Below are 25047 nucleotides of genomic sequence, written 5' to 3' on the forward strand. Positions count from 1 at the left end.
GGCTGGCACTAGCACCGAGCTTCTATCGCTGGCTGCTACCCAGCTTGGCGCGTTTCAAAGTAGTCCCTAAGCCGTTCGCGCAACGGAGCGTCACACACGTAGACAAAAGTTCCGCGCATGCCTCGCGTCATCAACACGTAATATGCATTGCTAATGTAGCCGAGAAGCGCTGCCTCGTCGCGGACCGCGCGGACCTCGCTGTCGAAATGACTACTTCCCACTGCCCGAATTCGTCGCTGTTCGGCGTCCCACACTATGTCCGGGCCGATGATAACGCCTGCGTAGTTGAGATCGTAGCCTTGCACAGTGTGCACGCGTCCAACTTCTACGTGAGACGTTGGAGACGCGATCCAATCCGTAGCGGTCCTGTTCCAGCGCAGGTTGATGCCGTCGATCTTGATGTCGTAGGGGGCTTCATTCGTCAGGTCTCCGGAACTTGCCCATTTCCAGGCGTAGCCAGCGACGAGGCGAGAGAGCCCGTGTTCGGCTTCCTTTTCGGTGATCGCATCCTTCATTTCTGAGAGGTTGTCAAAGAATCTGAGGTCATAAGAATTCGAAAGAGAAGCGTTTGTGGGGTGGTCTGAAAGTAGGCGCTGGGCGAACTCGAGGTACGCTTCTCCTGCGGTTACGCGCATTTGTGACTCGAGTGAATAGAGCCGGTGTGAATCCTTCGCGGTAGAGACCAGCTTTTGGGTGGCTTCGATCGGAACGTCGGCTGGCCTGACGGTCTGTTCCCCATCGAAGAGGAACACCTGATGGTTGCTCTTGGCCAGGATCCAGTCGATGGTCGTTTTGCCTATCGAATCGTCACCAAACAGCTTCTCGTGGCGCTTGTTGAACATTCCTCGAGTGGAGCCGGATCCTCGATGGGTGAGCCGGTGCGCTTCATCGACGACGAGAAGATCCCAGTGTTCGTCGGATGCCGCGACGGTATAAGGGCTGAGTACCTTGATACCCGTCAGTCCGGGAGTCTGCCGGAAAACCCTCTGAATGGTTGTGCGGAGCGACTGCTGCGGAACTACGAATCCAATTTGGGCGCCGGCGAGGATCTCGCGATAGCCAGACGCGAAGTACTCGTTGAAACGGCCATCGTCCTCAGGTCCGGGATCATGGGTAGCGAGTTGAATGTCGCGGAGTAGCTTGAGGAGGTAGATCGCGACTATCGTCTTCCCGGTGCCTGGGCCTCCTTGTACAACGCTCGTCGAGGGTGCGCCTGTGGCCAGGTCTGCGAAAAGGCCCTCGACTATCAAGCTCACGGCCACGAGCTGCTCATCGTTGAGGGTTTTGAACGGAGAGAGTCTGTAGAGATTTAGGCTCTCGATTTCGGCCACAGTCCGGGTGAAATATCCGGCCGTGTGGAGCTGGTTGAAGACTTGATCGAATATCGCCTGATACCGACTACTCTGTTCGAAGTAGTTTGAGCGCTGCTGCCCATCATTGCGATTTATCGGTCGTCGGATGCCGTCGGCGTGAAACCACGAGATCAGTCTTGCTTCGAGATCCAGGCAAGCCGACTTATTGAACTCCTCGTTGATGACCACGCGGATTTCTGTCAGACCTGTTTTCTCAGGGTCCTCCAGGTGCTGCCGAAAGCGAGCCCGGGCACGTGTGGTTTCCCCGACGTAGATCCGTGCCTTGTCGTGAAGCAAATACACTACCGGCCAGTTCTGGTGGCGACCGCGAGGGTCCCGCCATGTCTCGACGTCATCCCGATCAAACGCGAGGTCTTGAAAGCGGCTCGGTTCAGAGCTGGTCATACTTGGTGCTTCTCCCGCGGGCGAGCTCGACCGGATACTTCGCAGCAGTCTTTCTGAGCTTCTCCCTGATGAGAGATTCGGGCTCGGCGCCGAGCTTGTCTGCTAGGAAGAATGCATACGTGAGCACGTCAGCGAGTTCTTCCTTCACGTGCTCGACGTCTCCATCATCGGACCATTGGAAGCATTCAAGCAGCTCAGCGGCTTCAATGCTGACGCTCTTTGCAAGGTTCGCAGGGCTGTGGAATTGTTCCCACTCGCGTTCTGCGGCAAACTTCCGAAGTGTGTCTTGGATGCTCTCTTGGTGCATGGCTCTAAGGTATCAGCGGAGGCTTGGTGGGTTGCGGTGGCGGCTTGGGGCTTCCGCATGCAAGCTAACGCGCCGGCTCTGTTGGAGCTCGCGTGATGCCGCGACCGGTTTCCTCTGCGGCGATCCGCATGAGTTTCTCGAGGATGTCCATGAGATGCGTTTGGTCTTCGGTGGTGAGTGCTTGGAGGAGCTTCGATTCGCGGCGGTTGCGCTCAAGGAATACTCGCTGATAGGTCGTCTTTCCCTCCTCTGTTGCCGTGTGGACGACTGCCCGTCCGTCGTGCGGTGAAGTCTCTCTGTTCACCATCCCGTCAGCGAGGAGCGTACGCACCGCCGATGAAACCGCGGCACGACTCATCCCGGTGAGGTCTGCGATCTCCGACTGTGTGAGGGGGCCACAGAGGGTTAACGTGAGCATGATGCGCTGACCAGCGGTTGATAGTTCGGTGCTGCGAGAGCCGTGCTCGGCGCGGGCGAACTCGCCCATCGTTCCCGTGGCGCGCCGCATGCGCATGACGAGGCGGGAGGCGTCAGCGTCGACTCCGGGGAAGTGCTCGGGGAGGTGTGCGTACGCGAAGTGCGTAAACCACCAGTCGGGAAGTACTGCATCAGCGCGTTCAGTGCCCGCATCGTCAATCCACATCGCGTCACCTTTCTGGGTTTCACCGATCGTATAAGAGGTGGGGCCCGTTGCGGTTGTGCCGCGAGGTGCCCACCGGATAAATATATCAAACAAAGTCTTGACTAATTAGTCAAAAGATTGAATACTTTGAAGTGCCTGACTTGGGCTGCAAAGGAGGAACCCATGACTATTTCACGATCACTGAAGATCTCGTCGCTCGCGGCTGCCGCCGCACTAATGCTTGCTGGCTGCACTGCTGCAGAGTCCGGCTCGCAGGGAGCAGGGGATGAACCAAAAGATGAGGCTGGCTTCACGCTTCCCAGCGATCTTCGCGAGCCTACCGGCGAGTTTGGTGCGCTCAAGAATCTCGTGCCTGATGATGAGGACGGCATCTGGATCGCAGCCGGATCCGGTCAGGTCGCGCCGCTCCAATATGTCCCCGAGGGGAGCAGCGAAATTATTGGGCTGGTTGCCGACCTCACCGCGGAGTACGCACACCGCCTGGGGCTCGAACTGCAGATTGAGCAGGTGTCCGGTGGCGGTGTGATGCCCGGGGTGGAATCTGGACGCTATGACGCGGCTCTCGCCTCCGGTGACTTCATTGAGCGGCGCGGCACGGCGTCGTTCGTCGATATTCTGAAGGGCGGGACAGCCCTCCTGGGGAACACCCAGGCTCCTGCAGACATTACTGGGGTTGACGATCTGTGCGGACATTCGTTGGCCGTTACGATTAGCTCCATTCAGCAGACTCGCGCCGAGGAAGAAAACGCGACCTGCATCGACGCAGGTGAAGAACCAATCGATGTGCAGCCTTACGATACCGTGCAAGCCGCGATCCTCGCAGTACAGTCGCAGCAGGCAGAGGTGGCCTGGTCGGACATCTCGCCGATCAACGTCGTGCTCGCAGAGACCCCCGGGCAATTCGAGCTTGTAGGGGACCTCATGTGGTATGCCCCGTACGGCGTTGCAATCGCTGTTGAGCGCACAGGAATGACTGAAGCCGTGCAAGCTGCACTCCAAAGCATGCACGACGACGGCACCTATCAAGAGATTCTTGAGCGGTGGGGCAGCGAGAGTCTTGCGCTCGATGAGATCGAGATCAACGGGTCCGAATTCTAATGTCCTCTCCTGAAAAGGCGGCCCTCACGGGGCCGATCGACATAGACCTGACTACGCCCCGGATTGGGCGCAGGCGTTTGTCCTGGTGGGTTTGGGGTGCTGTCGGAGCTTTCGTGCTGATAGGTGTCACTCGATTCATGATCGTGACCCCCGGGTGGCAGTGGAACGTGGTGGCGGAGTACCTCTTCAAGCCGGAGATACTCCGCGGCGTGATGAATACAATTTGGCTTACAGTCCTATCTGCGTTGACAGGTCTCGTGGCCGGTGGCCTCGTTGCAATCTTGCGGATGTCGCAGAACCCGGCGCTTCGCATCGCGGGAACTGCATTCATCTGGCTGATGCGCGCGATACCAGCCCTCGTCGTGCTCCTGTTTATCTTCTTTTTCGGGGCACTCGTGCCGGAACTCACTGTCGGCATTCCGTTTACCGACATCACGCTATTCTCCGTAAGAACGAATGACGTCATCAACAAGTTCACGGCTGCACTCATTGGGCTGACGCTTATCCAAGCCGCCTATGTCGGGGAAATTTACCGTGCCGGTATCCTCTCGGTGTCGAAGGGGCAGTACGAGGCTGCAGGGGCCATCGGAATGACCCGCGCACAGGCAATGCGGCGGATTATTATGCCGCAGGCAATTCGGGTCATCATCCCGCCCCTGAGCAACGAGCTCATCACGCTCTTCAAGAGCACATCGCTCGTGTCCGTGATTGGGTTCACCGAGCTGCTCACCTCAGTGCAGCTCGTTTATGGCCGCACCTATCAGACCATTCCAATGCTTCTCGTCGCGTGCCTTTGGTACTTGCTCCTCACGAGTATCGCCATGCTCGCGCAGGGTGCACTCGAGAAGCACTACTCTCGTGGGTTTGTTCGGCGGAGCAAACTCAGGACTGTGGAGGTTCCCGCATGAGTGAAGTTGTTGTTGTCGTCGACGGGCTCATCAAGAAGTTCCACGATGTGGCGGTGTTGCAAGGCGTCGATCTCACGCTCCACCGGGGCGAGGTCCTGAGCATCATCGGCCCTTCCGGCTCTGGCAAGTCCACACTGCTGAGGTGTTTGAACCAACTGGAGGAGATTGACGGCGGGGAGATCCGCCACAATGGTGAACTCCTCGGGATCGAGACTGTCCGAGGCAAGCTCATGCGGTCGCGCGAAAAGGATATTGTCCGTCAGCGACGAGCCTTTGGAATGGTGTTCCAGCACTTCAACCTCTTCCCGCACATGACTGCCATTGAGAATGTGATGGAGGGGCCCACACAGGTCCGCAAAGTTTCAAAAACGAAAGCCTCGGCGCTCGCTGCTGAAGAACTCGCACGCGTGGGGCTTGCTGGGCACGCGAACCATTACCCGGCGGAGTTGTCTGGCGGGCAGCAGCAAAGAGTCGCGATCGCGCGGGCGCTGGCGATGCGACCCGAGATCATGCTCTTTGACGAGCCGACCAGTGCGCTCGATCCTGAGCTAGTTGACGAGGTATTGGACGTCATTCGCAGCCTCGCAGCTGAGGGAATGACGATGGCGATCGTAACCCACGAAATGAGTCTCGCTCAAGAAATATCAGACACCGTGGTCGTTATGGACCGCGGTCAGGTTGTGGAGACGGGCCCACCTGGTCAGGTGTTCCGCGCCCCGCGCTCCGAACGTACGCGTCGGTTCGTCGCAAAACTTATCGCAGCTCAACAGAAAACAGACAAGGAGAATCTATGAACACCGCACGACTTGGAACGACAGACGTCGAGGTCTCACGCCTTTCGCTCGGATCCTGGTACACGTATTCGCGGCTAAGCTTTGAGGCCGGCGTCGAGCTTGTGCGCACGGCTCTTGATAACGGGGTGACGTTCTTCGACGTCGCCTACTACCGGAACTCGCCGCACACCGAACTCATCTTCAGCCGGCTGATCCGTGAAGCGGGTGCGAAGCGGGAGGACTACCAGATTGCTGAAAAGCTCTGGTACTTCAGCTACCCGGAGGAATCGCTGAGCGTGCAGACGGACCGGATGCTTCGCCGCGTTGATGAGGACTGGGTGGACACACTCATCATTGAGCACCCGCGCCCTGGCATGAGCGTGGAGAAGCTCGTCGACGAAATCACTGAGGTGGTCGCTGACGGACGCGCCAAGAGTTGGGGAGCGCTCAACTGGGTACCCGAGGATCTGATGAAGGCTCACGCGCACGCCAAGGCGAATGGGGTTCAAGGGCCTGCGCTTGCGCAGCTCAAGTATTCGATCGTACGACGCAACGTCGTCGAGGAGCAGTACCGTCAAGTCGTTGAGGAAACGGGGATGAGTATCCACGCGTCCGACACCATGGAAGGCGGAATCCTCGCAGGCGTGCTCAACCCTGAACGTCATATTGGAATTGACGTGGGAGAGATCCGCGAGCAGATCAAGAACACGGTTCCAAAGGTCATCGAGGCCGCGAAGAGCCTCGACATTACTCCGGCGCAGTTCTCGCTCGCATGGTGCCTCACGAACCCGCAGGTCGCCTCGTTGCTGTTCGGTGCTACTCGACCGGAGCGACTGCTTGAAAACATAGAAGCCGTTCGAATTGCTGAGGAGCACGGTGCAGAGATACGCGCCGCTGCCGAGGGCCTGGGCATCGATGCTCACGCGCTTGACGCCCCGTACACCCACGACAGGGCGCTTATCGGCGACTACGTCGCGTAACCTCCACCCAGGGAGCGAACGCGCCGACCGGTTGTAGGTATTTTCAAAGCAATCGGGAGAGGGTCAGAGCCTATGTGGAGGTTCTGGCCCTCTTGCGCTTGCCTGGGGCGCCCAACTCACCCGCGAAAGGGGGTATCCGCCAAACGCGGCCCCAGGGATCATGAAGTCATGGGCAATGGAGCACAGATTTCTTACGCATCGGGTCCGAGCATGACGCCGCTACTGGGTGAAACCCTTGGTGGAATGCTTGGCAGAATCACCGAGCAGTTTCCTGACAACGAAGCGCTGGTCGAGTCGTTCACTGGCAGACGCTGGACGTTCAGCGAGCTACTGAGCGAGAGCGAGACCCTCGCTGACGCACTCACGAAGCGCGGCATCAAGAAGGGCGACCGGGTCGGTATTTGGTCGCCGAACTGTGCCGAGTGGGTGTTCACGCAGTACGCGACCGCACTGATCGGGGCGATCCTCGTGAACGTGAATCCCGCGTACCGCACCCACGAGCTGCAGTACGTCGTCGAGCAGTCGGGCATCTCGCTCATGGTGAGCGCGGTCGAGTATCGCACGAGCGACTACGCGGGCATGCTCGCCGAGATCGGGTTCACCGACGTGCTGTTCATCGGCACGAAAGAGTGGGACGAGACGATGGCAGACGCGGCCGCGAACCCGCCGGAGGAGGAGCGGCCGTCGCTCGCCTTCGATGAGGCCCTCAACATCCAGTACACGTCGGGCACCACGGGCTTCCCGAAGGGCGCGACGCTTACCCACCACAACATCCTGAACAACGGCTTCTTTGTGGGCGAGGGGATCGGCTATACCTCGGCGGACCGGGTGTGCCTGCCGGTGCCGCTGTACCACTGCTTCGGCATGGTGATGGGCATCCTCGGCGCGCACAGCCACGGATCCTGCATCGTGCTCCCGGCACCGGTGTTCGACGCCGAGAAGACGCTCGGCGCGGTCGAACAGGAGCGCTGCACCTCGCTGTACGGCGTCCCCACGATGTTCATCGCCGAGCTCGGGCTTGAGGGCTTCACGAACTTCAACCTGCAGTCGCTGCGCACAGGCATCATGGCGGGGTCCTCGTGCCCCGCGGAGGTGATGGAAGAGGTCATGGCCGAGATGAATATGCGCGAGGTCGCGATTTGCTACGGCATGACCGAGACCGCGCCCGTGTCGACGATGACGTCGATCACCGACGACCTGGTGGCGCGCACGCAGACCATCGGCAAGGTCATGCCGCACCTCGAGGTGAAGATCATCGACGAGCAGGGCCAGGTCGTGCCCGTCGGCGAACCCGGTGAGCTGTGCACGCGCGGCTACTCGGTGATGCTCGGCTACTGGGGCAACGCGGAGCAGACCGCAGAGGCAATCGACCCGGGCAAGTGGATCCACACCGGCGACATCGCGACGATGGACGCAGACGGCCGTCTCTCGGTCGTGGGCCGACTCAAAGACGTGGTGATCCGCGGCGGCGAGAACATCTACCCCCGAGAGATCGAAGAGTTCTACTACCGCCACCCCGACATCGCAGACGTGCAGGTCATCGGGGTACCCGACCAGCGTTTCGGCGAGGAACTCATGGCGTGGGTCGTGCTGCGCCCCGGGGCGGATTCGGTGACGGCCGAGGCCCTGCGAGAGTTCGCGAACGGGCGCCTCGCCCACTTCAAGATCCCGAAGTACGTGCACGTCGTCGACGAGTTCCCGATGACTGTCACCGGGAAGGTCCGCAAGGTCGAGATGCGCGAACTTTCACTGTCAATGTTGGACGCCAGGTGAGTGTCCGCGCAGCTCGCCGACGTTACGTTGGACTTGACTGCGCGATACCCATAGGCTGGCTCGCACGGCGACGGCGCCGGGTTGAACCCTCGGTGTAGCCGCCCGCTACAAGGAGGTCCCATGTTTGAGGAACAACGCACAGCGTGTTTCCGCGTGGCATCGCTGCCTGGGAGCACCCCATGAAGGGGTCAGGCATCGCCGGCGCGCTCAGCGGCGCACGGCAGACCACTCACCTTGACGTGCTCTTCGGCGGCTACACGACCCCCGAGGTGGATCGCTTCACGATCACGCACTCCGTCGGTGTGCGCACCGCGGCGTTGAACGGCCTGGTGATCCGCAAGGGTGCTGGTCTGGGCGGCCTCGCGTTCGCGCACGCCGCGCCCGCAGTCGCGGCGGACTATCTCCATGACGAGACCATCTCGCGGGACTACGACCGCGCGGTGTCGGCGGAAGACCTGCGCTCGGTCGCCGCGCTGCCGATCGTTATCGAGGGAGTCTCCCGCGGGATCGTCTACGGCGCGCGGCGTCACGCAGGCCCGTTCACAGCGGCGGAAGTGAAGAGCGTCGCTGAGGCCGCAGGAACCATCGCGTTCCGGCTCGCGGTCGACGACGCCGTCACGAAGCAGACGACGGCCGTCGAGACCGCAGAGTATCTGCGCTCGGTGCGATCCGCGCCGTCGGATCGGGAGTGGGAGCAGGTGCGCGCCGCGTTCGCGGAGCTGCGTGAGTTCGCGCGCGGCGTCGAAGACCCCACCGCGCAGGCCGAACTGCACGGCATCCTCACCAAGCTCGCCCCCGGCGCGACCGAGGCGGGGCCCGCGCTGTCGGCCCGGGAAATCGATGTGCTCGCGCTCGTCGCACTCGGGCTGAGCAACCGCGAGATCGGGGAGCGGCTGCACCTCGAGCTCGAGACCGTGAAGAGCTACCTGCGGGCCGCTATGCGCAAGCTCGGGGCCCACAACCGCGTCGAATCCGTCGCGCTCGCCCGCCGTTACGGCCAGCTGCCGTGACCGGCTGACGAGCCGGGCGGCCGACCTCCCTTTTCTCATGACCTTTTCCGAACGAACGATTGTTCGGGAGATAACGAACACCACACCCACACCCAACGAAGAACGCTAAGGAGCGGTTCATGGAAAACTACAACCTGAACGAGGAAGAGCTGCAGCTCGCCACGATGGTGAAGGAGTTCGCCGACGAGGTTGTCGCGCCGATCTCCTACGAGGCGGATCGCACCCACACGCTGCCACTCGACATCGTCAGGCAGATGGGTGACATGGGGCTGTTCGGCCTGCCGTTCCCCGAAGAGGTCGGCGGCCAGGGCGGCGACTACTTCGCGCTGTGCCTCGCGATTGAGGCGCTCGCCCGCGTGGATCAGTCGGTCGCGATCACCCTCGAAGCCGGCGTCGGCCTCGGCGCGATGCCGCTCTTCAACTTCGGCACCGACGAGCAGAAGGCCGAGCTGCTGCCCGACCTGCTCGCGGGTCGCACGCTCGCCGGCTTCGGCCTCACCGAGCCCGAGGCGGGTTCAGACGCGGGGGCCACCCGCACCACCGCCCGCCTTGAGAACGGTGAGTGGGTCATCAACGGCTCGAAGCAGTTCATCACGAACTCGGGCACCGACATCACGAAGTTCGTGACCGTCATCGCCGTCACGGGGGAGAAAGACGGCCGCAAGGAGCTGTCGACAATCATCGTGCCGAACGGCACCCCCGGCTTCACCGTCGAGCCCGCCTACGACAAGGTCGGCTGGAACGCGTCGGACACGCACCCGCTGAGCTTCAACGACGTGCGCGTGCCCGAGGCAAACCTGCTCGGCGAGCGCGGCCGCGGCTTCGCGAACTTCCTGCGCACCCTCGACGAGGGTCGAATCGCCGTCGGCGCGCTCGCGACCGGCGCTGCCGAGGGCTGCCTGAATGACGCCGTCGAGTACTCGAAGCAGCGCATCGTCTTCGGTGAGCAGCTCGCGACCCGCCAACACATCCAGTTCACGCTCGCACGCATGCGACTGCGCGTCCACAACGCGCGTCTCGCGTGGCATCACGCCGCGCGCCTGTGCGCCGCGGGCAAGCCGTTCAAGACCGAGGCGGCAATCGCGAAGCTCACCGGCTCCGACGCGGCGATGGACAACGCGCGCGACGCGACCCAGATCTTCGGCGGTAACGGCTTCATGAACGAGTTCTCGGTTGCCCGTCACTACCGCGACTCGAAGATCCTCGAGATCGGCGAGGGCACGAACGAGGTACAGCTCATGCTCATCGCTCGTTCGCTTGGGCTCGGGTAAGCCAAGGGGGTGATGGCGGCGGGCGCGATCCGCTGCCGTTACCGCCCGCCTCAGGCTGCCGGGGGGCAGGAATACCTCGACACCGAGTGGGGCGCACAGCGTAATGAGTGTGTTCTGCCCGCTCGAACGGTCGCCGAAATCCCAGCGATATCCAGGGTCTACCTCGAACGCAGCGGCACAGCGATCTCCAAAGAACACGTACGAGCGGTCACTGTTGCACTGTCGGCTCATATAGACGATTCCATCGAAGCCCGCTTCGTAGGCCGCTGCCGCCCAGCGAACAGTCTCGCCGTACGCAGACGCTGCGGTGGCGGTGAGCTGCTCGGCGCGTACGCCGAGAGCACGCAGCCCCAGCCCCAGGAACGACGCAAGACGTAGCTCTCTCGACGTGTGCAGCCGGCTTGCCCGTCTGCCCTCGTAGTCTTCGGGCAGCAGTTGGCCGCCCGTGAAAGGAATATCGTGGAGGAGCGTTTCTGCAACTGCAGCCTGCTCGGTCTGGGCCGCGTACATGATGGGGACGACCGGCGTGCCGAAGAACGCGAACCGTGTTCGCGACCCGTTGCCGGGGTTGAACTCGCTCGCAGCCCGGCTAGCGGAGTGCACTCGGTACAGTTCGCTGCCGGGAGCGAAATGCTCCGCATGCGGGCGGAAGGGCCGCGGCGGAGCCGGAGCTACCACGCCACTTCCCAGGCCTCGCGTGCAACGTCGAGCACGAGCTGCGGGTTGCCGTCGATGACATCTATTGGGCGGCGGCCTTCTGGAAGGTAGGTCGTTGGACGATGCAGCCACAATAAGGCGCTTTCGTGGCTCCAACCGTGTTCGGTAGCGAGCTCCGCGCATGGCGCTACCCAAGGCTTGACCTGTCCTGTGACGGCGTCGAATTGACACCCCGGATACAGGAAGCGGTTGAGGCGCTGCACGGCGAGCAGTGCTCCGCGCTTGCGCATGTCGTTTGCGAGTGATCGCACCGCGCCGGGGGTTGGACGGGAGCCGAGTATCGCGGCAACTTCGCTTCCGGGCAAGAGCCCGGACTCCGCCTCGATCGACTTCCACGCGTTTTCGGTGGCCTGGGTCGCTCGGGCTATGGCGGGCGGAATGGGGTGTGGGATGCGGGTGAGGTCGGCGGCGAGTTGCGCGCGAGATTGCTCGGTGAGCGCGGCTCCGAGCGCGGCGCGCAGCGCAACGTTGGCTTCGTGCTCGGTGAACTGTCGTCCGGTTTCCTGCTCCAGAACCTCGCGCATTGAGTTGATATCGGGCCTGGTCGGGGTGTGTCGCTGTGTGTGAACGGTAACCATGTGGTCCTCCAATTCCTGCATTCAATAATAATGCAGGAATCGCAGGATCCCCTGAGAGTTTGCTACCGAACCATCCCGCGCCAGGCGATATCGAACGTCGCGGTCATGCGCGCGATCGTGGCCGGGTTTGTTGGCGTCTCGCCGCGCACGATCGACTGGTAGTACGCCGCCCCGGCTATCACGTCGAATGCGGCCGCGACGTCGAGGTCTGCGCGCAGCAGGCCCTGCGCGATCCCCGCTCGCAGCGCGCGCTCGACGGGTTCGCGGCGACGGCTGACGTGCGACTCCCAGTAGGCGCGCTGCAGGTCGCGGTCGGCCATGACGAGGCGGATCCGCTGCCGAAACCTCGCCTCCGAGTAGCCGGTCGCCTCGAGCGAGGCGGGCGACCCGATGAGCGACGAGAAGAGGGTCTCGCGGAGGTCACCGTCGACGCGGATCTCGGGTGGCACGGTGCGCCCGACGTCGAGCGCCGCGGCGATGAGGGTCGTGAGTGACGGCCACCGCCGGTAGAGGGCCGCGCGGCTCACGCCCGCGCGTTCGACGACGCGGGACACGGTGACCTCCTGCTCGTCATCGATGAGGTCGAGCACGGCCTGGATGATCTGCGGATCGAGGTCTGTGTCACGCGGCCTGCCGGGGCCGCGGCGAATCGCGACCCCGGCAGGTGCTGCTGCGAGTGTCATCGAACGAGGGCCCTGGCCCGGAGCCTCGCGACGGTGTCGTCGTCGAGGCCCGCCGCGCGCAGCGGCGCGAGCGGGTCACCGTGCTGCTCGCGAAGGCGGGCGAGGAGCATCCGCATCGAGACCTCCATGCCGTCGTCCTCGAGGCCCTTGCCGTCGAACACGTCAGGGTCGAGGCCGAGCTTTGCGAAGACCGCGCTCATGGCGGTGCGCGTGCGGGCCATGATCGCCGGCATGTTCGGGCCGGTCTGTGCGTAGTCGGCGACGATCGCGTCGTCGTCGGCTCCGAGCACGAGCAGCAGCGAGGCGGCGAGCACGCCGGTGCGGTCGCGGCCGGCCGCGCAGTGGAACGCGGTTGCGCCCGGCGAGTGCGCGATGACGGTGAGCGCGGTGACGATGAGCGGGGCGGCCTGCTCGAGCATGCCGCCGTACATCTCGCCCATGACCTCGTGCGTGAGGGCCGGGGTGTCGCCGGTCGGCGCCTGGATCGAGCCCATGAACGGCAGGTGATGGTACGCGACCGCATGGTCGCCAAGCGGGCCGCGGCCGGTGACCCGCACCTCGTCGGGTGAGCGCAGATCGATGATGGCCGTGAGGCCGCCGGCCACGAGCTGGGCAGCGTACTCGGGGGTGACTGTCGCGAGGTGGTCGGTGCGGATCGCGAGGCCCTCGCGGAGCACGCCCCCGGCGATGGGGATCCCGCCGAGGTCGCGGAGGTTCACGGGCGTGCTGAGCGGAAGCTCGAGGGTGGAGGTCATGTGATCTTCTTTCTGATGAGGGCGCTGCCCTGGTCGATGGCCGTGACGAGCACGATGATGCAGATGATGATGGCGCTGAGGTGGCCGTAGTCGTACATGCGCATGGCGGTGGTGAGCTCGAGGCCGATGCCGCCGGCGCCGACGAGCCCGAGGATCGTGGCCCCGCGCACATTCCCCTCGAACAGCAGCAGGGTGTAGGAGACGAGCAGTGGGGCGGCCTGCGGCAGCACGCCGTACTGGATCACCTGGCGCTTCGACGCCCCGACGGCCTGCATGGCGACGATGGGGCCGCGATCGACCGACTCCATGGCCTCGGCGAAGACCTTGCCGATGGAGCCGAGCGAGCCGAGCGTCATCGCGAGGATGCCGGCGAACGGGCCGAGCCCCACCGCGGACACGAACATGAGCGCGAACACGAGGTCGGGCACCGAACGAATCACGTTCATCGTCCACCGGGCCGGGTAGTACAGCCACTTCGGAGCGATGTTCGATGCCGCCGCGAACGCGACGAACATCGACAGCACCGCGCCGAGCACCGTGCCGACAACGGCCATCTGAAACGTCTCGATGAGCAGCTCGACGATCGTGCCGATCTTCGAGAAGTCTGGCGGGAACAGCCGCGACAGAAACTCGCCCATGTTCACGGCGCCGTCTCCGAGCTTCGCGAAGTTGAATTCGGCGCCGTTGAACGACCACAGCAGCACGATCGCTGCGACGGGAAGCCCCATGATGAACCGGGCCCGCGGCAGCGGCACCGCGCGCTCGAGGCGTGCGCGATCCGCAGCCGGCAGTCCGGGCTGGGTGCCCCGCTGGCGCTCAGGCGCTTGCGTAGCCACTGGGCGTCACCTCCAGCGCGGGAGTCTCGTCGTACAGCGGCGCAAGCCGGGCGGCGTCGAGGTCTGCCGTGCGGCCACTGACGATCATCTCGCCGTGCCTGAGACCCACGATCCTGTCGGTGTGCGCGAGCGCAAGCGGGAGCACGTGGAGGCTCACGAGCACGGGGATCCCGTCCTCGACGGCGATCTCGCGCAGCAGTTCGAGCACGGAGTCCGCGAGCTTCGGGTCGAGCGACGCGACAGGCTCGTCCGCGAGGATGAGCTTCGGCTGTTGCATGAGGGCGCGCGCGATCGCGACCCGCTGCTGCTGGCCGCCGCTGAGGGAGCGAGCGGGATCCTTCGCCTTGTGCGCGATGCCGACGCGGTCAAGCAGGTCGAGCGCGCGCTTGCGGTGCGCTGAGGTGAAGCCGCCGACGAGGTTGATGGGGCCGGCGCTGTGCAGCGCGCCGGTGAGCACGTTCGTGAGCACGCTCATCCGGGGGATGAGGTTGAACTGCTGGAAGACCTGCCCGACCTCCGAACGCAGCGTGCGCAGCTCGCCGCGCCGCAGATTCGTGACGTCGTGCCCGGCGACCCGCACCTGCCCGCCGGTGACCGGGGCGAAACCGGTGAGCGAGCGCATGAGCGTCGACTTCCCCGAGCCCGAAGAACCGAGCAGGGCGACCATCTCGCCGGGAAACAGATCGAGGTCGACGCCGTCGAGCACGTTCGGGCCGTCCTCGTAGGCGACGGTGAGGTCGCGCACCGTGACGAGGGGGAGCGCCTGCCTGAGCTCGGCGGTGCTGAGCAGCGACGGATCGACCGCCGCCGCAGCATCCCGCTGCCGGGCTGCCCGCGTGAGACGGCTCACTTGAGATCCTCGAGGTCGACGCCCGCGACTGCCGCGATCTCGGCGAAGGAGGAGAAGAACTCGGGATCCGGCGCGATCACCGGTTCGAGGCCGGCGAAGCCGCCGTAGCCCGCGAGCCGCTCCTTGTTCTCTGCCGAGAACACCTTCGGCAGCGCCTCCTCCAGGAGTGTGCGCGTCTCAGCATCGAGCGACTGCCGAGCGAGCACCGAACCTGCGACCGCCATCGGCGCGCTCTCGCCCACCGCGCGCCACTCACCATCGGCGAACGGGAACATCGGGGCACCCATCTCGGTGAGCATGAACGCGGTGCAGGCCGCATCGACCTGGCCCTGCTCGAGCGCGGCGAAGCTGCCCTCGTGGCCGCCAGCAAAGATGGCCTCGTAATCGGTGCCCTGTGTGAGGCCCGCCTCGTGCAGCATGGAGACGGGCATGAAGTAGCCCGAGCTCGACGCCTGATCCGCGAACGCAACCGTCTTGCCCTTGAGATCCGCTGGGGTCTGGACGGGGGAGTCGTCGAGCACCACACAGGTGGACACCGGCTTGTCGTCGCCCGGCCACGCGAGCAGCGCGTCGACCTCGCCCGTGTTCACAGCGAGCGCCGACGGGAAGCCGCTCATGAGACCGATGTCGACGTGATCTGAGCGGATCGCCTCGACCACCGAGAGGTAGTCGGGCACGTTGGTGACCTCGACCTCGCGACCCGTTTCGGCTTCGAGGAGCTCGACGAGTACCTCGACGGGGTTCTCCGCCGTCGGATCGTCGGACATGGGAATGGTGGCGATCGTGATCGGTGCGTCCGCCGCATCTGCGGCGGGGGCTGCGGCCTGGCAACCGGTGAGCGCGACTGCCGCGATACCGAACACGCCAATCGCGGTGAAAACGTTGCGACGCATGGTGACCTTTCGAGGTAGGGTGGCTCTCGGCGAATTGCGAGAACACCTGTATTCAAACCCTCGAAAGTGACGGGGAATTACGAGACTGGGGGTTCGCACACCAAACCCTGCGTGAACGACGCATGAACTCTGTGGCGGGGTTGAACGCTATTGGCCGGAGCCCACGCTGCGCAGCTGACGCCGGAGTACCTTCCCGAGCGTGTTCTTCGGGATCTCCGCAACAAACTCGACGCGGCTCGGTAGCTTATAGCTGGCGAGCCGCTGGCGGCAGTGTTCGATGAGCTCTGCGGGGGTGAGTGTCGCGTCCTCCCGCAGCACGATGTGGGCGACAGGGGTTTCGCCCCACCGCTCGTCGGCCTGTCCAACGACGGCAACGTCCGCGACGGCTTCGTGTGTTGCCACGATCGCCTCGACCTCGGCGGGGTAGATGTTCTCGCCACCGCTGATGATGATGTCGTTCACCCGATCGAGCACGGTCACGAAGCCGTCCTCGTCAAGCGACGCGACGTCGCCAGACCGGTACCAGCCATCTGGAGTCACCGACGTTGCCGTCGCGGCAGGCTTGCCCCAGTATCGGTCGAACTGTTGGGGGCCGAACAGCTGCAGTTCACCGAGCTCTCCGGGCTGCGCTGGCAGCCCGTCCTCGGTGACGACGCGCATGCTGGCCCCGAACACTGCGCGGCCCTGCGTCTGCATCCGTTCAGCGCCCATCGACGGCAGCCAGTAGCTCACCGCGCCGGCAAACTCGGTGATCCCGTAGACGACCTGCACGGGCGCCGCGAGCTCAGTGAACTCCGCGATCAGGTCGGGCGGGACCATCGCCCCGCCACACGACACGTTCACGAGGCTGCTCGGATCAACGGCCCGGCCCCGGGCCTCAGCGATCAGCGCGCGCAGCATGACGGGCACCGTCATCATGTTCGTAATCTGCTCGGCGGCGACCGTCTCCCACACCCGAGCCGGATGGAACTCGGCCTGGAAAATGGTGGCCGTGCCCCGGAGGACGTTACAGATGAGGGGTGAGAGCCCGCCGATGTGGAAGACCGGGGCGACGAGCAAAAAGCGCTGCCGCGCCTCCCAACCGATTGTTGAGCTCATGCTCTGCGCTGACCAGAACAGGTTCGCATTCGTGAACACCGCGCCTTTCGGCCGGCCGGTCGTGCCTGAGGTGTACATGATGATGGCGTCGTCGCCGGGACGGCCCGCTTCGGCGTGGTGCCCGGCCGGCGCGCTGTCGAGCGCGTCGGTGAACCCCACCGCTTCGGCGAAGCGCGCGCTGGGGCCGTCGGTCACGAGAAAGCGCGCCCGCGGGACCGCCTCACTCAGCGCGGCGGCGGTGTCACCGAAGTCGCTCCCCGCGAGGATCCCGACCGCGCCGCTATCGTGCAGCACGTACTCGAGCTCGCTCGCGGTGAGACGCCAGTTACCGACGACGGGGATCGCGCCGAGCCGCGACAGCGCATATATCGACGTCGCCAGGAACTCGCTGTTCTTCATGAGCACGAGCACCCGGTCGCCGCGCATCACGCCGCGGCCCGTAAGGTGCGAGGCGAAGGCGGTCGCCCGCGCGTCGGCCTCGGCAAAGCTCAAACGGAGGTCGCCGTCGATGAAGGCATCGTCCCCGGGCGCAAAGCGAGCACGAGCTGCGAGAGCCTGGGCTGGGGAGAGTTCCATGCTCGGGATCCTTTCTCGGTGATACTGGCAGCGGGTGCCCCGCTACAGCTCCTGGAACGCCCCGGCGAGGATCTGCTCGCGCAGCCGGAACTTCTGCAGCTTGCCCATCGCGTTCGCGGGGAGGGCGCCGCCTTGCAGCCACGTCGCTGGCCGCTTCTGCGGCGAGAGTCGCTCGGTGGTGAACGCGGTGAGCTCCGCGGCAGATACCGGTGACTGCGGGTCGACGTGCTCGATGACGGCAGCAACGACCTCGCCCCACTGCTCATCGGGGAGCCCGACAACAGCGGCGAGTGCGACCCGCGGGTGCTCGAGTAGGGCTGCCTCGATCTCCGAGGGGTAGAGGTTTTCGCCGCCCCGAATGATGAGGTCCTTGAGCCTGCCGGTGACGGTGAGAATGCCGTCCGCTGACAGGGTGCCGAGATCGCCCGTGTGGAGCCAGCCGTCGGCATCGATGAGTTGCTCGGTGGCGCCTGGCATCTCGTAGTAGCCGTCGACGAGCTGGTAGCCGCGCGCGCAGATCTCGCCGGGTGCCCCGATCGGCGTGACCTCACCCGTAGCCGTATCGACGATCTTGACCTCCGCCTGCGGAAGCACCGCCCCGGCTGACTCCCAGCGTGTCTGCTCTGAGTCTTCTGGGGCGGTCTGTGCGAGCACCGGGCTGACCTCGGTCTGCCCGTACACGGTCGTGAGCGGTGCGCCAAACGTCTCCTCGATCTCGCGGCTGAGCTCCACCGGGATGGTGTCCCCGCCAGAGCCGCAGAGCCGGAGCGTCGCGAATGTGGGGCGCTGCGCGCGCACCTCGGGGAAGGCGGCGCGGAACATCGCGGGCACCATGCGCACATCGGTCGCGCCGAACCGGTCGATGGCGTCGACCACGAGTGCCGGGTCGAACACTCGGCAGAGCACCAGTGTGCCGCGTAGCAACATCGCTCCGAACGCCGCGGTGCCAGAGCCCGAGGCGTGGAATAGCGGGATCGGGGAGACCGAGACTCCGCCCTCCGGATAGCCGCCGCGAGTGTTCACGTAGTCTGCGTTCGTGATCATTGCGCGGTGCGTGAGCTGGGCGGGCTTCGGCAGGCCGGTGGTGCCCGAGGTGAACTGCAGCTGGATCGCGTCGCTGGGAAGCACCGAGGGGAAACGGCTCGGGTCTGGCTCGACCGCTCTGATCGCGTCGAGCCAGCCGGTGAACGGGATGAGTGAGGGGATCGGCCCCGCCGTGCCCGCGCGCCGCACGCGGAGCTGATCGAGCGCGTCTAGGAGGATGTCAATCATTGCAGTGCCCCGCACCTCGGCGGAGAATGCGACTGCGCTCGCGTCGGATGCATCGAGGATATGCGCGAGCTCGGTCGCTCGGAGCGCGGGGTTTGCGGTGACGAGGGTCATGCCCGCGAGCGCGGTCGCACACTGCAGGATGAGCCACTCGGGTTCGTTCGCCGCCCACACCGCGATGTGGCTGCCGACCGGGAATCGCTGCAGGAGCCAGGTGGCACCGCGCTCGGCATCCTCGAGGAGCTCGCGGTACGTCCAGGAGCGCGGTGGGCTGACCGGGGCGATGCCGATGAGGGCCTGCTCGTTCGGGCTGTCTGCGGCCGCGTCGTGGAGCAGGTCGCCGAGCGTGCAATCGAGGATCGGTCGGCTCGTGTCGGCAGGGTGATATGAGGTGGTCAGGGTCATGGGTGAACTCCTTCGTCCGGTGAAAACCTAGCGATCTCCTCGTCGCTAGGCAGGGGGCCTCCGCCGTTCGGGATCAGGCCGCCCTCGTCGCGCCACTGTGTTGCCGCGTGGAAGCCGTGTGTCTGCGCGAATCGCATAAACCACTGCCCTTCAGGTGAGTGCCGGGTGATCCCATCGAACAGTGTTGCGATGGTCTGGGTGCTCTGCAGCCCCATGTTGTCGTATGCCTGGTTGATCATGAGCTTCTGCATCGCGAGCTGATTCGTTGGCACGGTTGACATGCGGTCCGCGAGCGCCTCGACCGCGCCGTCGAGTTCGGCCTCGGGCACAGCCTCGAGCACGAGCCCCCATTCGGCGGCCTTCGTTCCGGTGATCGTGTCCCCGGTGAGGAGCATCCGCTTCGCCTTCTCCGCGCCGAGCCGGTACACCCACATCGCGGTGGTTGGGCCGCCCCACACTCGCGCAGGCATGTAGCCGATCTTCGCGTCCTCGGCCATGACGACGAGGTCGCAGCTCAGCGCGATGTCACTGCCTCCGGCGACCGCGTGACCCCGTACTTTCGCGATGGTCGGTTTGAGCGAGCGCCACAGGCTGAAGAAGTGGTTCGTGTTCGCGCTCATCTGCGCGTAGTCCTGGATCGGATCCCATTCCGGCCCCTGGTTATCGACACCCTCCTCGGCGTAGATCTTCAGGTCGTATCCGGAGCTGAAAGCGCGACCGGCGCCTTGCAAGATGATGACGCGCACATCGCTATCGGCGTTTGCTCGTGCGACCAACGCTGCGAGCTGCTCGCCCATTGACTGCGTGATCGCATTGAGTCGCTCGGGGCGGTTCAGGGTGAGATACGCCTTGCGGTCGCGGACTTCGTACAGCACGTCGGCGTGACTCGTCATTGAGGTTCCTTTCGGAGGTGGGCGCATGTGAAGTGTGCCCAGAATCCAGTACTTCTAGTCATGCATGTTGGCATGGTTGGGTACCACCGTCAAGACACTCGTTGCGTTTCATCGTTGTTATTGCTGTGTAACTGAAATCTGCTTATAGTGAAACAACTCAATAGAAGTCGACGTGTGCGCAGGGGTGAATTCCATCCGGTGCCCCGCGAACCGTCTGACCCGGTCTGAACAGCCGCGCCCCGCGAGGGTGGTGTCCCGCAGCCAGCGGGTGCGCGCGGTCGGGGAGCTCAGCGTCGAGCACTCCGCAGACCGTTCCAGGGGCGCTGCCACGAATCCATTGCGCTGCGTCCCGATCCACCATGCATCATCAGAGAAAGTAGGCGAAGGCCCATGGCAACGATGCCCGACCACGCAACCGACGCAACCCACTCCGCGACGGCGGACAGACCGAACTCAGGCCGCCGCAGAGCCTTCTTCGGTGCCATAGTCGGCCACCTGCTCGAATGGTATGACTACGGCGTGTACGGGTTTCTCGCCATCTACATCGGGCAGGCATTCTTTGCGAGTGATAACCCCGTGGTGAGCCTCATCAGCAGCTTCGCGGTCTTTGCGCTGAGCTTCTTTGTTCGGCCGCTCGGCGGACTGTTCTTCGGGCCGCTCGCTGACCGTCTCGGTCGCAAGCGCACCCTCCTGATCGTGCTGATCCTCATGGCGGGCTCAACGTTCGCCATCGGGCTGCTCCCCACGAGCGACCAGGTCGGCTGGGTCGCACCGGTGCTGCTCGTGCTCGTGCGGTGTGTGCAGGGCTTCTCCGTGGGCGGGGAGGTGGGAACGGTGACGAGCTTCATCGCTGAGTACGCCGGGCCAGGCAGGCGCGGCTACTCGACGAGCTGGCTGATGACCACTGCGGTTCTCGGGCTGCTCCTGGGCGGCCTCGTCGCCAACAGCATGATCTTTCTGTTGGGCTCGGACACCATGCAAAACGGCGGCTGGCGTATCCCATTCCTCGTCGCCGGCCCGCTCGGCCTCATCGCCCTATACATCAGGATGAAGCTCGAGGACAGCCCCGAGTTCAGGCAGCTCGTGAGCCACGGGACAACCTCGAAGGCGCCGCTGCGTGAGGTCTTCAAATGGAAGCGCGCGCTCGCGCTGGTCGCAGCGATCATCACGCTTCTCGCCTCGATGTTCTACTTGCTGCTCACCTTCGCGTCGACCTACATGTCAGGCACGCTCGGCTTCGACTCGGGCACAACTCTCGTGTACGTGTTCGCGGCGAGCGCGCTGGGCGCGGTTGTGATGCCGTTCGGAGGGATGTTCACGGACAAGTACGGGCGAAAGCCGTTCCTACTCGTGCTCGCGGTCCTCGCCACCGGCGCGCTGCTCTGGTTCTTCGCTGCGGCCCAGAACGCGACCCCCGAGTCGTTTCTCGCGCCACTCCTCGCGGTCGCGCTGACGTTTGGGCTGTACTCGTCAACGCCATACGCGGTGATGACGGAGCTCCTCCCCACCCACATCCGCTCGACAGGGATCGCGGTCTCCTACAATCTGCCCGTGGCGATCTTCGGCGGCAGCGCCCCGATGATCTCGACGGCCCTCATCGCCGCCACCGACAACATCAGCTCACCGGTGGTGTTCTTCGTCGGCACCGCCCTCATCTCGATCATCGGCCTCCTCATGTTGCGGCCGTCCGATTTTGCCCGCAGCGCGGAGGCGAGCGAGCGTGCACTCACCGGGCAGGTTCAGGTGGTGCCGACCCGTCGATAAGCTAGTGCGACACATCGGCCGCGAGCAACAGGACCTCCATTGGCGCACGAACTTCCCGCGGACAGTCGCGGTCTCACCATCACGGACGAGTTTCAGCGTGGACTGGATCTGCTGCACAGTGGCTCACACGTCTTCCTGACGGGCAAGGCAGGAACGGGTAAGTCGACGCTGATCCGCCGTTTCCTCACCGACACCGACCGCAACGCGATCACGGTCGCCCCCACGGGCATCGCGGCACTCAACGTTGACGGTTACACGATCCACCGGCTGTTCTCGTTCCCCACCGGAGTGAGCGAGGAACTGGTGCGCAGCGAACGGTACTACCCCGGCCGCTTCGCGAACGCACTGCGAGAACTCGACATCCTCATCATTGACGAGGTCTCGATGGTTCGGGCCGACCTGTTCGACGCGCTCGCCGCAGCGCTCGAACGGTTCGGCCCGAAGCCGGGGGAGCCGCTCGGTGGGGTGCAGCTGGTGCTCGTGGGAGACCTGTACCAGCTCCCACCCGTCGTCACCGAGCGCGAGGCCGCGTTTATGGCGGAGCGCTATGAGACCCCGTACTTCTTCTCGGCGCGCGCCTTCAGTCGGGAGCGGTTCCCGGTCACTGAGCTCACAACCGTGTTCCGGCAGCTCGGCGACTCGAAGCTCGTCGATCTGCTGAATGCGGTGCGCGAGGGTGCGCTGCTTGAAGACGCACGCGCCGAGCTCAACCAGCGCACGAACCCCGACTTTGATCCCGATCTCGACGAGTTCGGGCTCACGCTCGCGACGACGAACCGCATCGTCGGCGCCCGCAACCGGCAGCTGCTCGAGCGGCTCACCACCGAACCGCTCACGTTCGCCGCGGAGATCAGCGGCGACACCGACGGCTTCGAGTTGCCAGCTGAGGAGCGGCTGCAGCTCGCCGTCGGCGCGCAGGTGATGCTGCTGAACAACGACTTCGCGGACCGCTGGGTGAACGGCAGCATCGGCAAGGTGGAACGCATCGGCAGCGACGCGGACGGCCCCGTCGTCGACGTGCGGTTGCGCGACGGCACTCGCGTCGAGGTGCGGCAGCACACGTGGGAGATCACGCGGCCGGTCGTGCGCGCGGGGTCCCTCGAACACGACGTCATCGGCACCTTCGCGCAGCTCCCGATGAAGCTTGCGTGGGCGATCACGATCCACAAGAGCCAGGGCCAGACCCTGGACCGTGTCGTGGTCGACCTCACCGGCGGAACGTTCGCGAACGGGCAGCTGTATGTCGCGCTGAGCCGTTGCACGAGCCTCGAGGGGCTCGTGCTCAAGCGCGACGTGTTGCCGCGCGACCTGAAGACTGACGTGCTGGTGCGCCGCTTCCTGGAGCGCGGCGAGCCGTGCGCTGCCGCGCTCGGGCGGGCACATCTCGCGATCCTGCAGGTCGGCAACGAGGGCGACCGCTATCGCCCGCGCCCCATCGAGATTGCGGTGGTCACCGACGACGGCGACGAGGCGACCACCGTGGTGAACCCGACGAGCGACCTGTTCTCGGCGGCGCAGGAGTTCGGGATCACCACTCGCGACGTCGCGCTCGCGCCGCTGCTCGCTGAGGCGTGGGCTGCCCTGGCGCCGCTGCTCGCCGGCCGCGTCCCCGCCGGGGTCGGCATCGATGCGGCGCTCGGGCTCATCGACTTCGAGCTTAAACGCAACGGCATCGTCGTCCAGATGCCGCTCGGCGCGGAACTGCCCGCGGCACACCTCACGGCGGGGGATCGACGTGAGCTCACCAGCGGCACCGCCCTCGAGCGGGCACACGCGGCCCACGCGATCGCAGAGCGCATCGATGCAGCATCTTCGGGCACGCTGCAACAGGTGGCGGGCACGCCGTTCCCCGCGCACAGTGCTGGGCACGGGTATCTCCTCGGGCGCACGACGGGTCCGCACGGCCACGCCGGAGCGGACGCCTTCACCGTCGGTGGGCACCTTTCGCCTGAAGACGATCCGGCCGCCCTGCTCGCCGGGCACCTGGTTGCCGCGTGGGAGCGCGTCGTCGACCGTGACGCGCCGATGCTCGAGCGCTTGCGGGCCGCCGAACGGCATTTCGGGGTGCGGGTGTTGCCCGAGGGATTCGAACTTGCGGCGCCGACCGCGCTCGACGCCGTGCTCGTGCCCGGGGCGCGCGTCTGCTTCACCGGCGAGGTCTCCTCGCCGGTGCACGGGACGTTTGAGCGCGACGACATGCGTGACCTCGCGGTTTCGCGCGGGCTCGCGATATCGGAGAACATGACGAAAACGAAGACCGATGTGCTCGTCGTCGCCGAGCGGGGCTCGCAGTCTGGCAAAGCGAAGAAGGCGGCGCTGTGGGAGAAACCGGTGCTCTCGGCCGAGGAGTTCCTAGACTGGGCTATGGGCTAGCAGCGAAGGGGGAGGCGGATGGACAACGCACCGACTGCGAGGGACCTGCACGCACCGGTCGGCATCTTCGACGGCGGAATCGGAAGCTTCGACATGGTGCGCCGGATCCGCGCCGCGTTTCCGCTGCAGGACATCATCTACCTCGCCGACCGGGCGAGCTTTCCATACGGGGAGCTCACGGAAGCGCAGCTGCTCGAGTCTGTGACACGTGCGACGGCGGGGCTCGCGCGCCTGGGTGCAGCGAGCGTGATTCTCGCTTCGAACGCCCCGAGCGTGACGGTGCTCGACGCGCTCCGACCGATTGCTGCAGTGCCGGTGTTTGGAATCACACCCCCGATCCGGGCGGCGCTCGATGCCGTTGGACCTGAGGACGAGATCGCTGTCGCCGGCGCGCAGGTCATGGTGGACAGCGCCGCGCTTGCCAGGTACATTGCCGTCACTGCCGGAGATGATGCTGGCCGCGTGCACCCGGTGCGCGCCGATGAACTCATTGGCCTGGTCGAGTCAGGTGCGTTTCTCACGCCAGCTGCAATCGCGTCGCCGATCCGCACGTATGTGGCTGCCCTGCGAACAGCGTATCCGCGAGTGACAGCGGTGACACTGTCGAGCACGCACCTGCCATGGCTCGCCGACGCCGTGCGCAGTGCGGCCCCCGATCTGCGGCTGTTCGACCCGGCCGATGGCGTTGTCGCAGCGTTCGCACCGCACGCGACGGCAGGGTCAGGGCAGCTGAGGTGCATCGCCACCGCCTCTACGCGGCACCCACTCAGTGAGTTTCAGGCGATGATTGACGGCCTACAGCTCGAGTTCACGCCGACGCTCGTGGAGTGGTGAGGC

Annotated in this window: 22 protein-coding genes and 1 pseudogene; 10 read left to right on the forward strand and 13 right to left on the reverse strand. The window is 64.8% G+C overall.

The genetic code is table 11. The features are described from left to right. Positions 1 to 35: 35 nt before the first annotated feature. From AUL38_RS16100 to AUL38_RS16110, 3 genes are all read right to left on the reverse strand, one after another. On the reverse strand, positions 36 to 1757 hold the full coding sequence (locus AUL38_RS16100; RefSeq protein ID WP_059063759.1) for a DUF2075 domain-containing protein: 1722 nt from the start codon (positions 1755 to 1757) through the stop codon (positions 36 to 38). Next, entirely contained in the window at positions 1744 to 2064 is a 321-nt protein-coding gene (locus tag AUL38_RS16105) for a nucleotide pyrophosphohydrolase (protein WP_059063761.1), read from the reverse strand. Before AUL38_RS16105 ends, AUL38_RS16100 begins: the two co-directional genes overlap by 14 nt. 64 nt (positions 2065 to 2128) lie before the next feature. Further along, complete coding sequence (locus AUL38_RS16110) at positions 2129 to 2707, reverse strand: MarR family winged helix-turn-helix transcriptional regulator (RefSeq protein WP_059063763.1); 579 nt, start codon at positions 2705 to 2707, stop codon at positions 2129 to 2131. Positions 2708 to 2869: 162 nt separating this feature from the next. Between AUL38_RS16110 and AUL38_RS16115 the strand changes: the two genes are divergently transcribed. From AUL38_RS16115 to AUL38_RS16145, 7 genes are all read left to right on the forward strand, one after another. Further along, a complete protein-coding gene (locus AUL38_RS16115) occupies positions 2870 to 3805 on the forward strand; it encodes a transporter substrate-binding domain-containing protein (RefSeq protein WP_059063765.1) in 936 nt (311 codons plus the stop codon). 137 nt (positions 3806 to 3942) lie between these two features. Next, positions 3943 to 4713 carry an amino acid ABC transporter permease gene (locus tag AUL38_RS16120; RefSeq protein ID WP_059063767.1) on the forward strand — a complete coding sequence of 257 codons (771 nt, stop codon included), beginning with the start codon at positions 3943 to 3945 and terminating at the stop codon, positions 4711 to 4713. Next, positions 4710 to 5507, forward strand: a complete 798-nt coding sequence (locus AUL38_RS16125; protein WP_059063769.1) for an amino acid ABC transporter ATP-binding protein — start codon at positions 4710 to 4712, stop codon at positions 5505 to 5507. Before AUL38_RS16120 ends, AUL38_RS16125 begins: the two co-directional genes overlap by 4 nt. Continuing rightward, positions 5504 to 6466, forward strand: coding sequence for an aldo/keto reductase (locus tag AUL38_RS16130; protein ID WP_059063771.1), 963 nt, complete (start codon positions 5504 to 5506; stop codon positions 6464 to 6466). The genes AUL38_RS16125 and AUL38_RS16130 overlap by 4 nt, the downstream gene beginning before the upstream one ends. A 243-nt stretch (positions 6467 to 6709) precedes the next feature. Beyond that, positions 6710 to 8239 carry an AMP-binding protein gene (locus AUL38_RS16135; RefSeq protein ID WP_304438387.1) on the forward strand — a complete coding sequence of 510 codons (1530 nt, stop codon included), beginning with the start codon at positions 6710 to 6712 and terminating at the stop codon, positions 8237 to 8239. 179 nt (positions 8240 to 8418) lie between these two features. Beyond that, on the forward strand, positions 8419 to 9249 hold the full coding sequence (locus tag AUL38_RS16140) for a LuxR C-terminal-related transcriptional regulator (RefSeq protein WP_153006645.1): 831 nt from the start codon (positions 8419 to 8421) through the stop codon (positions 9247 to 9249). A 119-nt stretch (positions 9250 to 9368) separates the two neighbouring features. Further along, entirely contained in the window at positions 9369 to 10520 is a 1152-nt protein-coding gene (locus AUL38_RS16145) for an acyl-CoA dehydrogenase family protein (protein WP_059063778.1), read from the forward strand. A 156-nt stretch (positions 10521 to 10676) separates the two neighbouring features. On the opposite strand, the pseudogene AUL38_RS16990 reads toward AUL38_RS16145, so the two are convergent. The 10 genes and pseudogenes from AUL38_RS16990 to AUL38_RS16190 all read right to left on the reverse strand — a co-directional run. Further along, positions 10677 to 11309 (reverse strand): annotated as a pseudogene (locus AUL38_RS16990) (RES family NAD+ phosphorylase); the annotation flags it as partial. Next, a complete protein-coding gene (locus AUL38_RS17830; RefSeq protein WP_059063779.1) occupies positions 11192 to 11815 on the reverse strand; it encodes a hypothetical protein in 624 nt (207 codons plus the stop codon). The pseudogene AUL38_RS16990 and the gene AUL38_RS17830, both read right to left, overlap by 118 nt. Positions 11816 to 11877: 62 nt before the next feature. Continuing rightward, positions 11878 to 12498, reverse strand: a complete 621-nt coding sequence (locus AUL38_RS16155) for a TetR/AcrR family transcriptional regulator (RefSeq protein ID WP_059063781.1) — start codon at positions 12496 to 12498, stop codon at positions 11878 to 11880. After that, positions 12495 to 13253 carry a tyrosine-protein phosphatase gene (locus tag AUL38_RS16160; protein ID WP_059063783.1) on the reverse strand — a complete coding sequence of 253 codons (759 nt, stop codon included), beginning with the start codon at positions 13251 to 13253 and terminating at the stop codon, positions 12495 to 12497. Before AUL38_RS16160 ends, AUL38_RS16155 begins: the two co-directional genes overlap by 4 nt. Further along, positions 13250 to 14089, reverse strand: a complete 840-nt coding sequence (gene phnE / locus AUL38_RS16165) for a phosphonate ABC transporter, permease protein PhnE (protein ID WP_059063785.1) — start codon at positions 14087 to 14089, stop codon at positions 13250 to 13252. Before phnE ends, AUL38_RS16160 begins: the two co-directional genes overlap by 4 nt. Beyond that, positions 14070 to 14939, reverse strand: a complete 870-nt coding sequence (gene phnC / locus AUL38_RS16170) for a phosphonate ABC transporter ATP-binding protein (RefSeq protein WP_059063787.1) — start codon at positions 14937 to 14939, stop codon at positions 14070 to 14072. The genes phnE and phnC overlap by 20 nt, the downstream gene beginning before the upstream one ends. Beyond that, a complete protein-coding gene (gene phnD / locus AUL38_RS16175; protein ID WP_059063790.1) occupies positions 14936 to 15832 on the reverse strand; it encodes a phosphate/phosphite/phosphonate ABC transporter substrate-binding protein in 897 nt (298 codons plus the stop codon). The genes phnC and phnD overlap by 4 nt, the downstream gene beginning before the upstream one ends. A gap of 147 nt (positions 15833 to 15979) precedes the next feature. Continuing rightward, positions 15980 to 17506: a class I adenylate-forming enzyme family protein gene (locus tag AUL38_RS16180; RefSeq protein WP_059063793.1), complete on the reverse strand. Its 1527-nt coding sequence runs from the start codon at positions 17504 to 17506 to the stop codon at positions 15980 to 15982. 42 nt (positions 17507 to 17548) lie between these two features. Further along, positions 17549 to 19180 carry a class I adenylate-forming enzyme family protein gene (locus tag AUL38_RS16185; RefSeq protein WP_059063795.1) on the reverse strand — a complete coding sequence of 544 codons (1632 nt, stop codon included), beginning with the start codon at positions 19178 to 19180 and terminating at the stop codon, positions 17549 to 17551. Then, entirely contained in the window at positions 19177 to 20073 is an 897-nt protein-coding gene (locus AUL38_RS16190) for a crotonase/enoyl-CoA hydratase family protein (protein WP_059063797.1), read from the reverse strand. The genes AUL38_RS16185 and AUL38_RS16190 overlap by 4 nt, the downstream gene beginning before the upstream one ends. A 390-nt stretch (positions 20074 to 20463) precedes the next feature. Here AUL38_RS16190 and AUL38_RS16195 point away from each other — a divergent pair, with 390 nt between their 5' ends. The 3 genes from AUL38_RS16195 to AUL38_RS16205 are packed head-to-tail and all read left to right on the forward strand — an operon-like array spanning position 20464 to position 25044. After that, positions 20464 to 21837: an MFS transporter gene (locus tag AUL38_RS16195; protein WP_201023780.1), complete on the forward strand. Its 1374-nt coding sequence runs from the start codon at positions 20464 to 20466 to the stop codon at positions 21835 to 21837. Between the two features lie 39 nt (positions 21838 to 21876). After that, on the forward strand, positions 21877 to 24210 hold the full coding sequence (locus tag AUL38_RS16200; protein WP_059063799.1) for an AAA family ATPase: 2334 nt from the start codon (positions 21877 to 21879) through the stop codon (positions 24208 to 24210). A gap of 18 nt (positions 24211 to 24228) precedes the next feature. Next, the gene (locus AUL38_RS16205; RefSeq protein ID WP_059063801.1) at positions 24229 to 25044 is read left to right on the forward strand and encodes a glutamate racemase; all 816 of its coding nucleotides are present in this window, start codon (positions 24229 to 24231) and stop codon (positions 25042 to 25044) included. The last annotated feature ends 3 nt before the right edge of the window (positions 25045 to 25047 follow it).

Source organism: Leucobacter sp. G161 (assembly GCF_001482305.1).
In the GTDB taxonomy this organism is placed as follows: domain Bacteria; phylum Actinomycetota; class Actinomycetes; order Actinomycetales; family Microbacteriaceae; genus Leucobacter.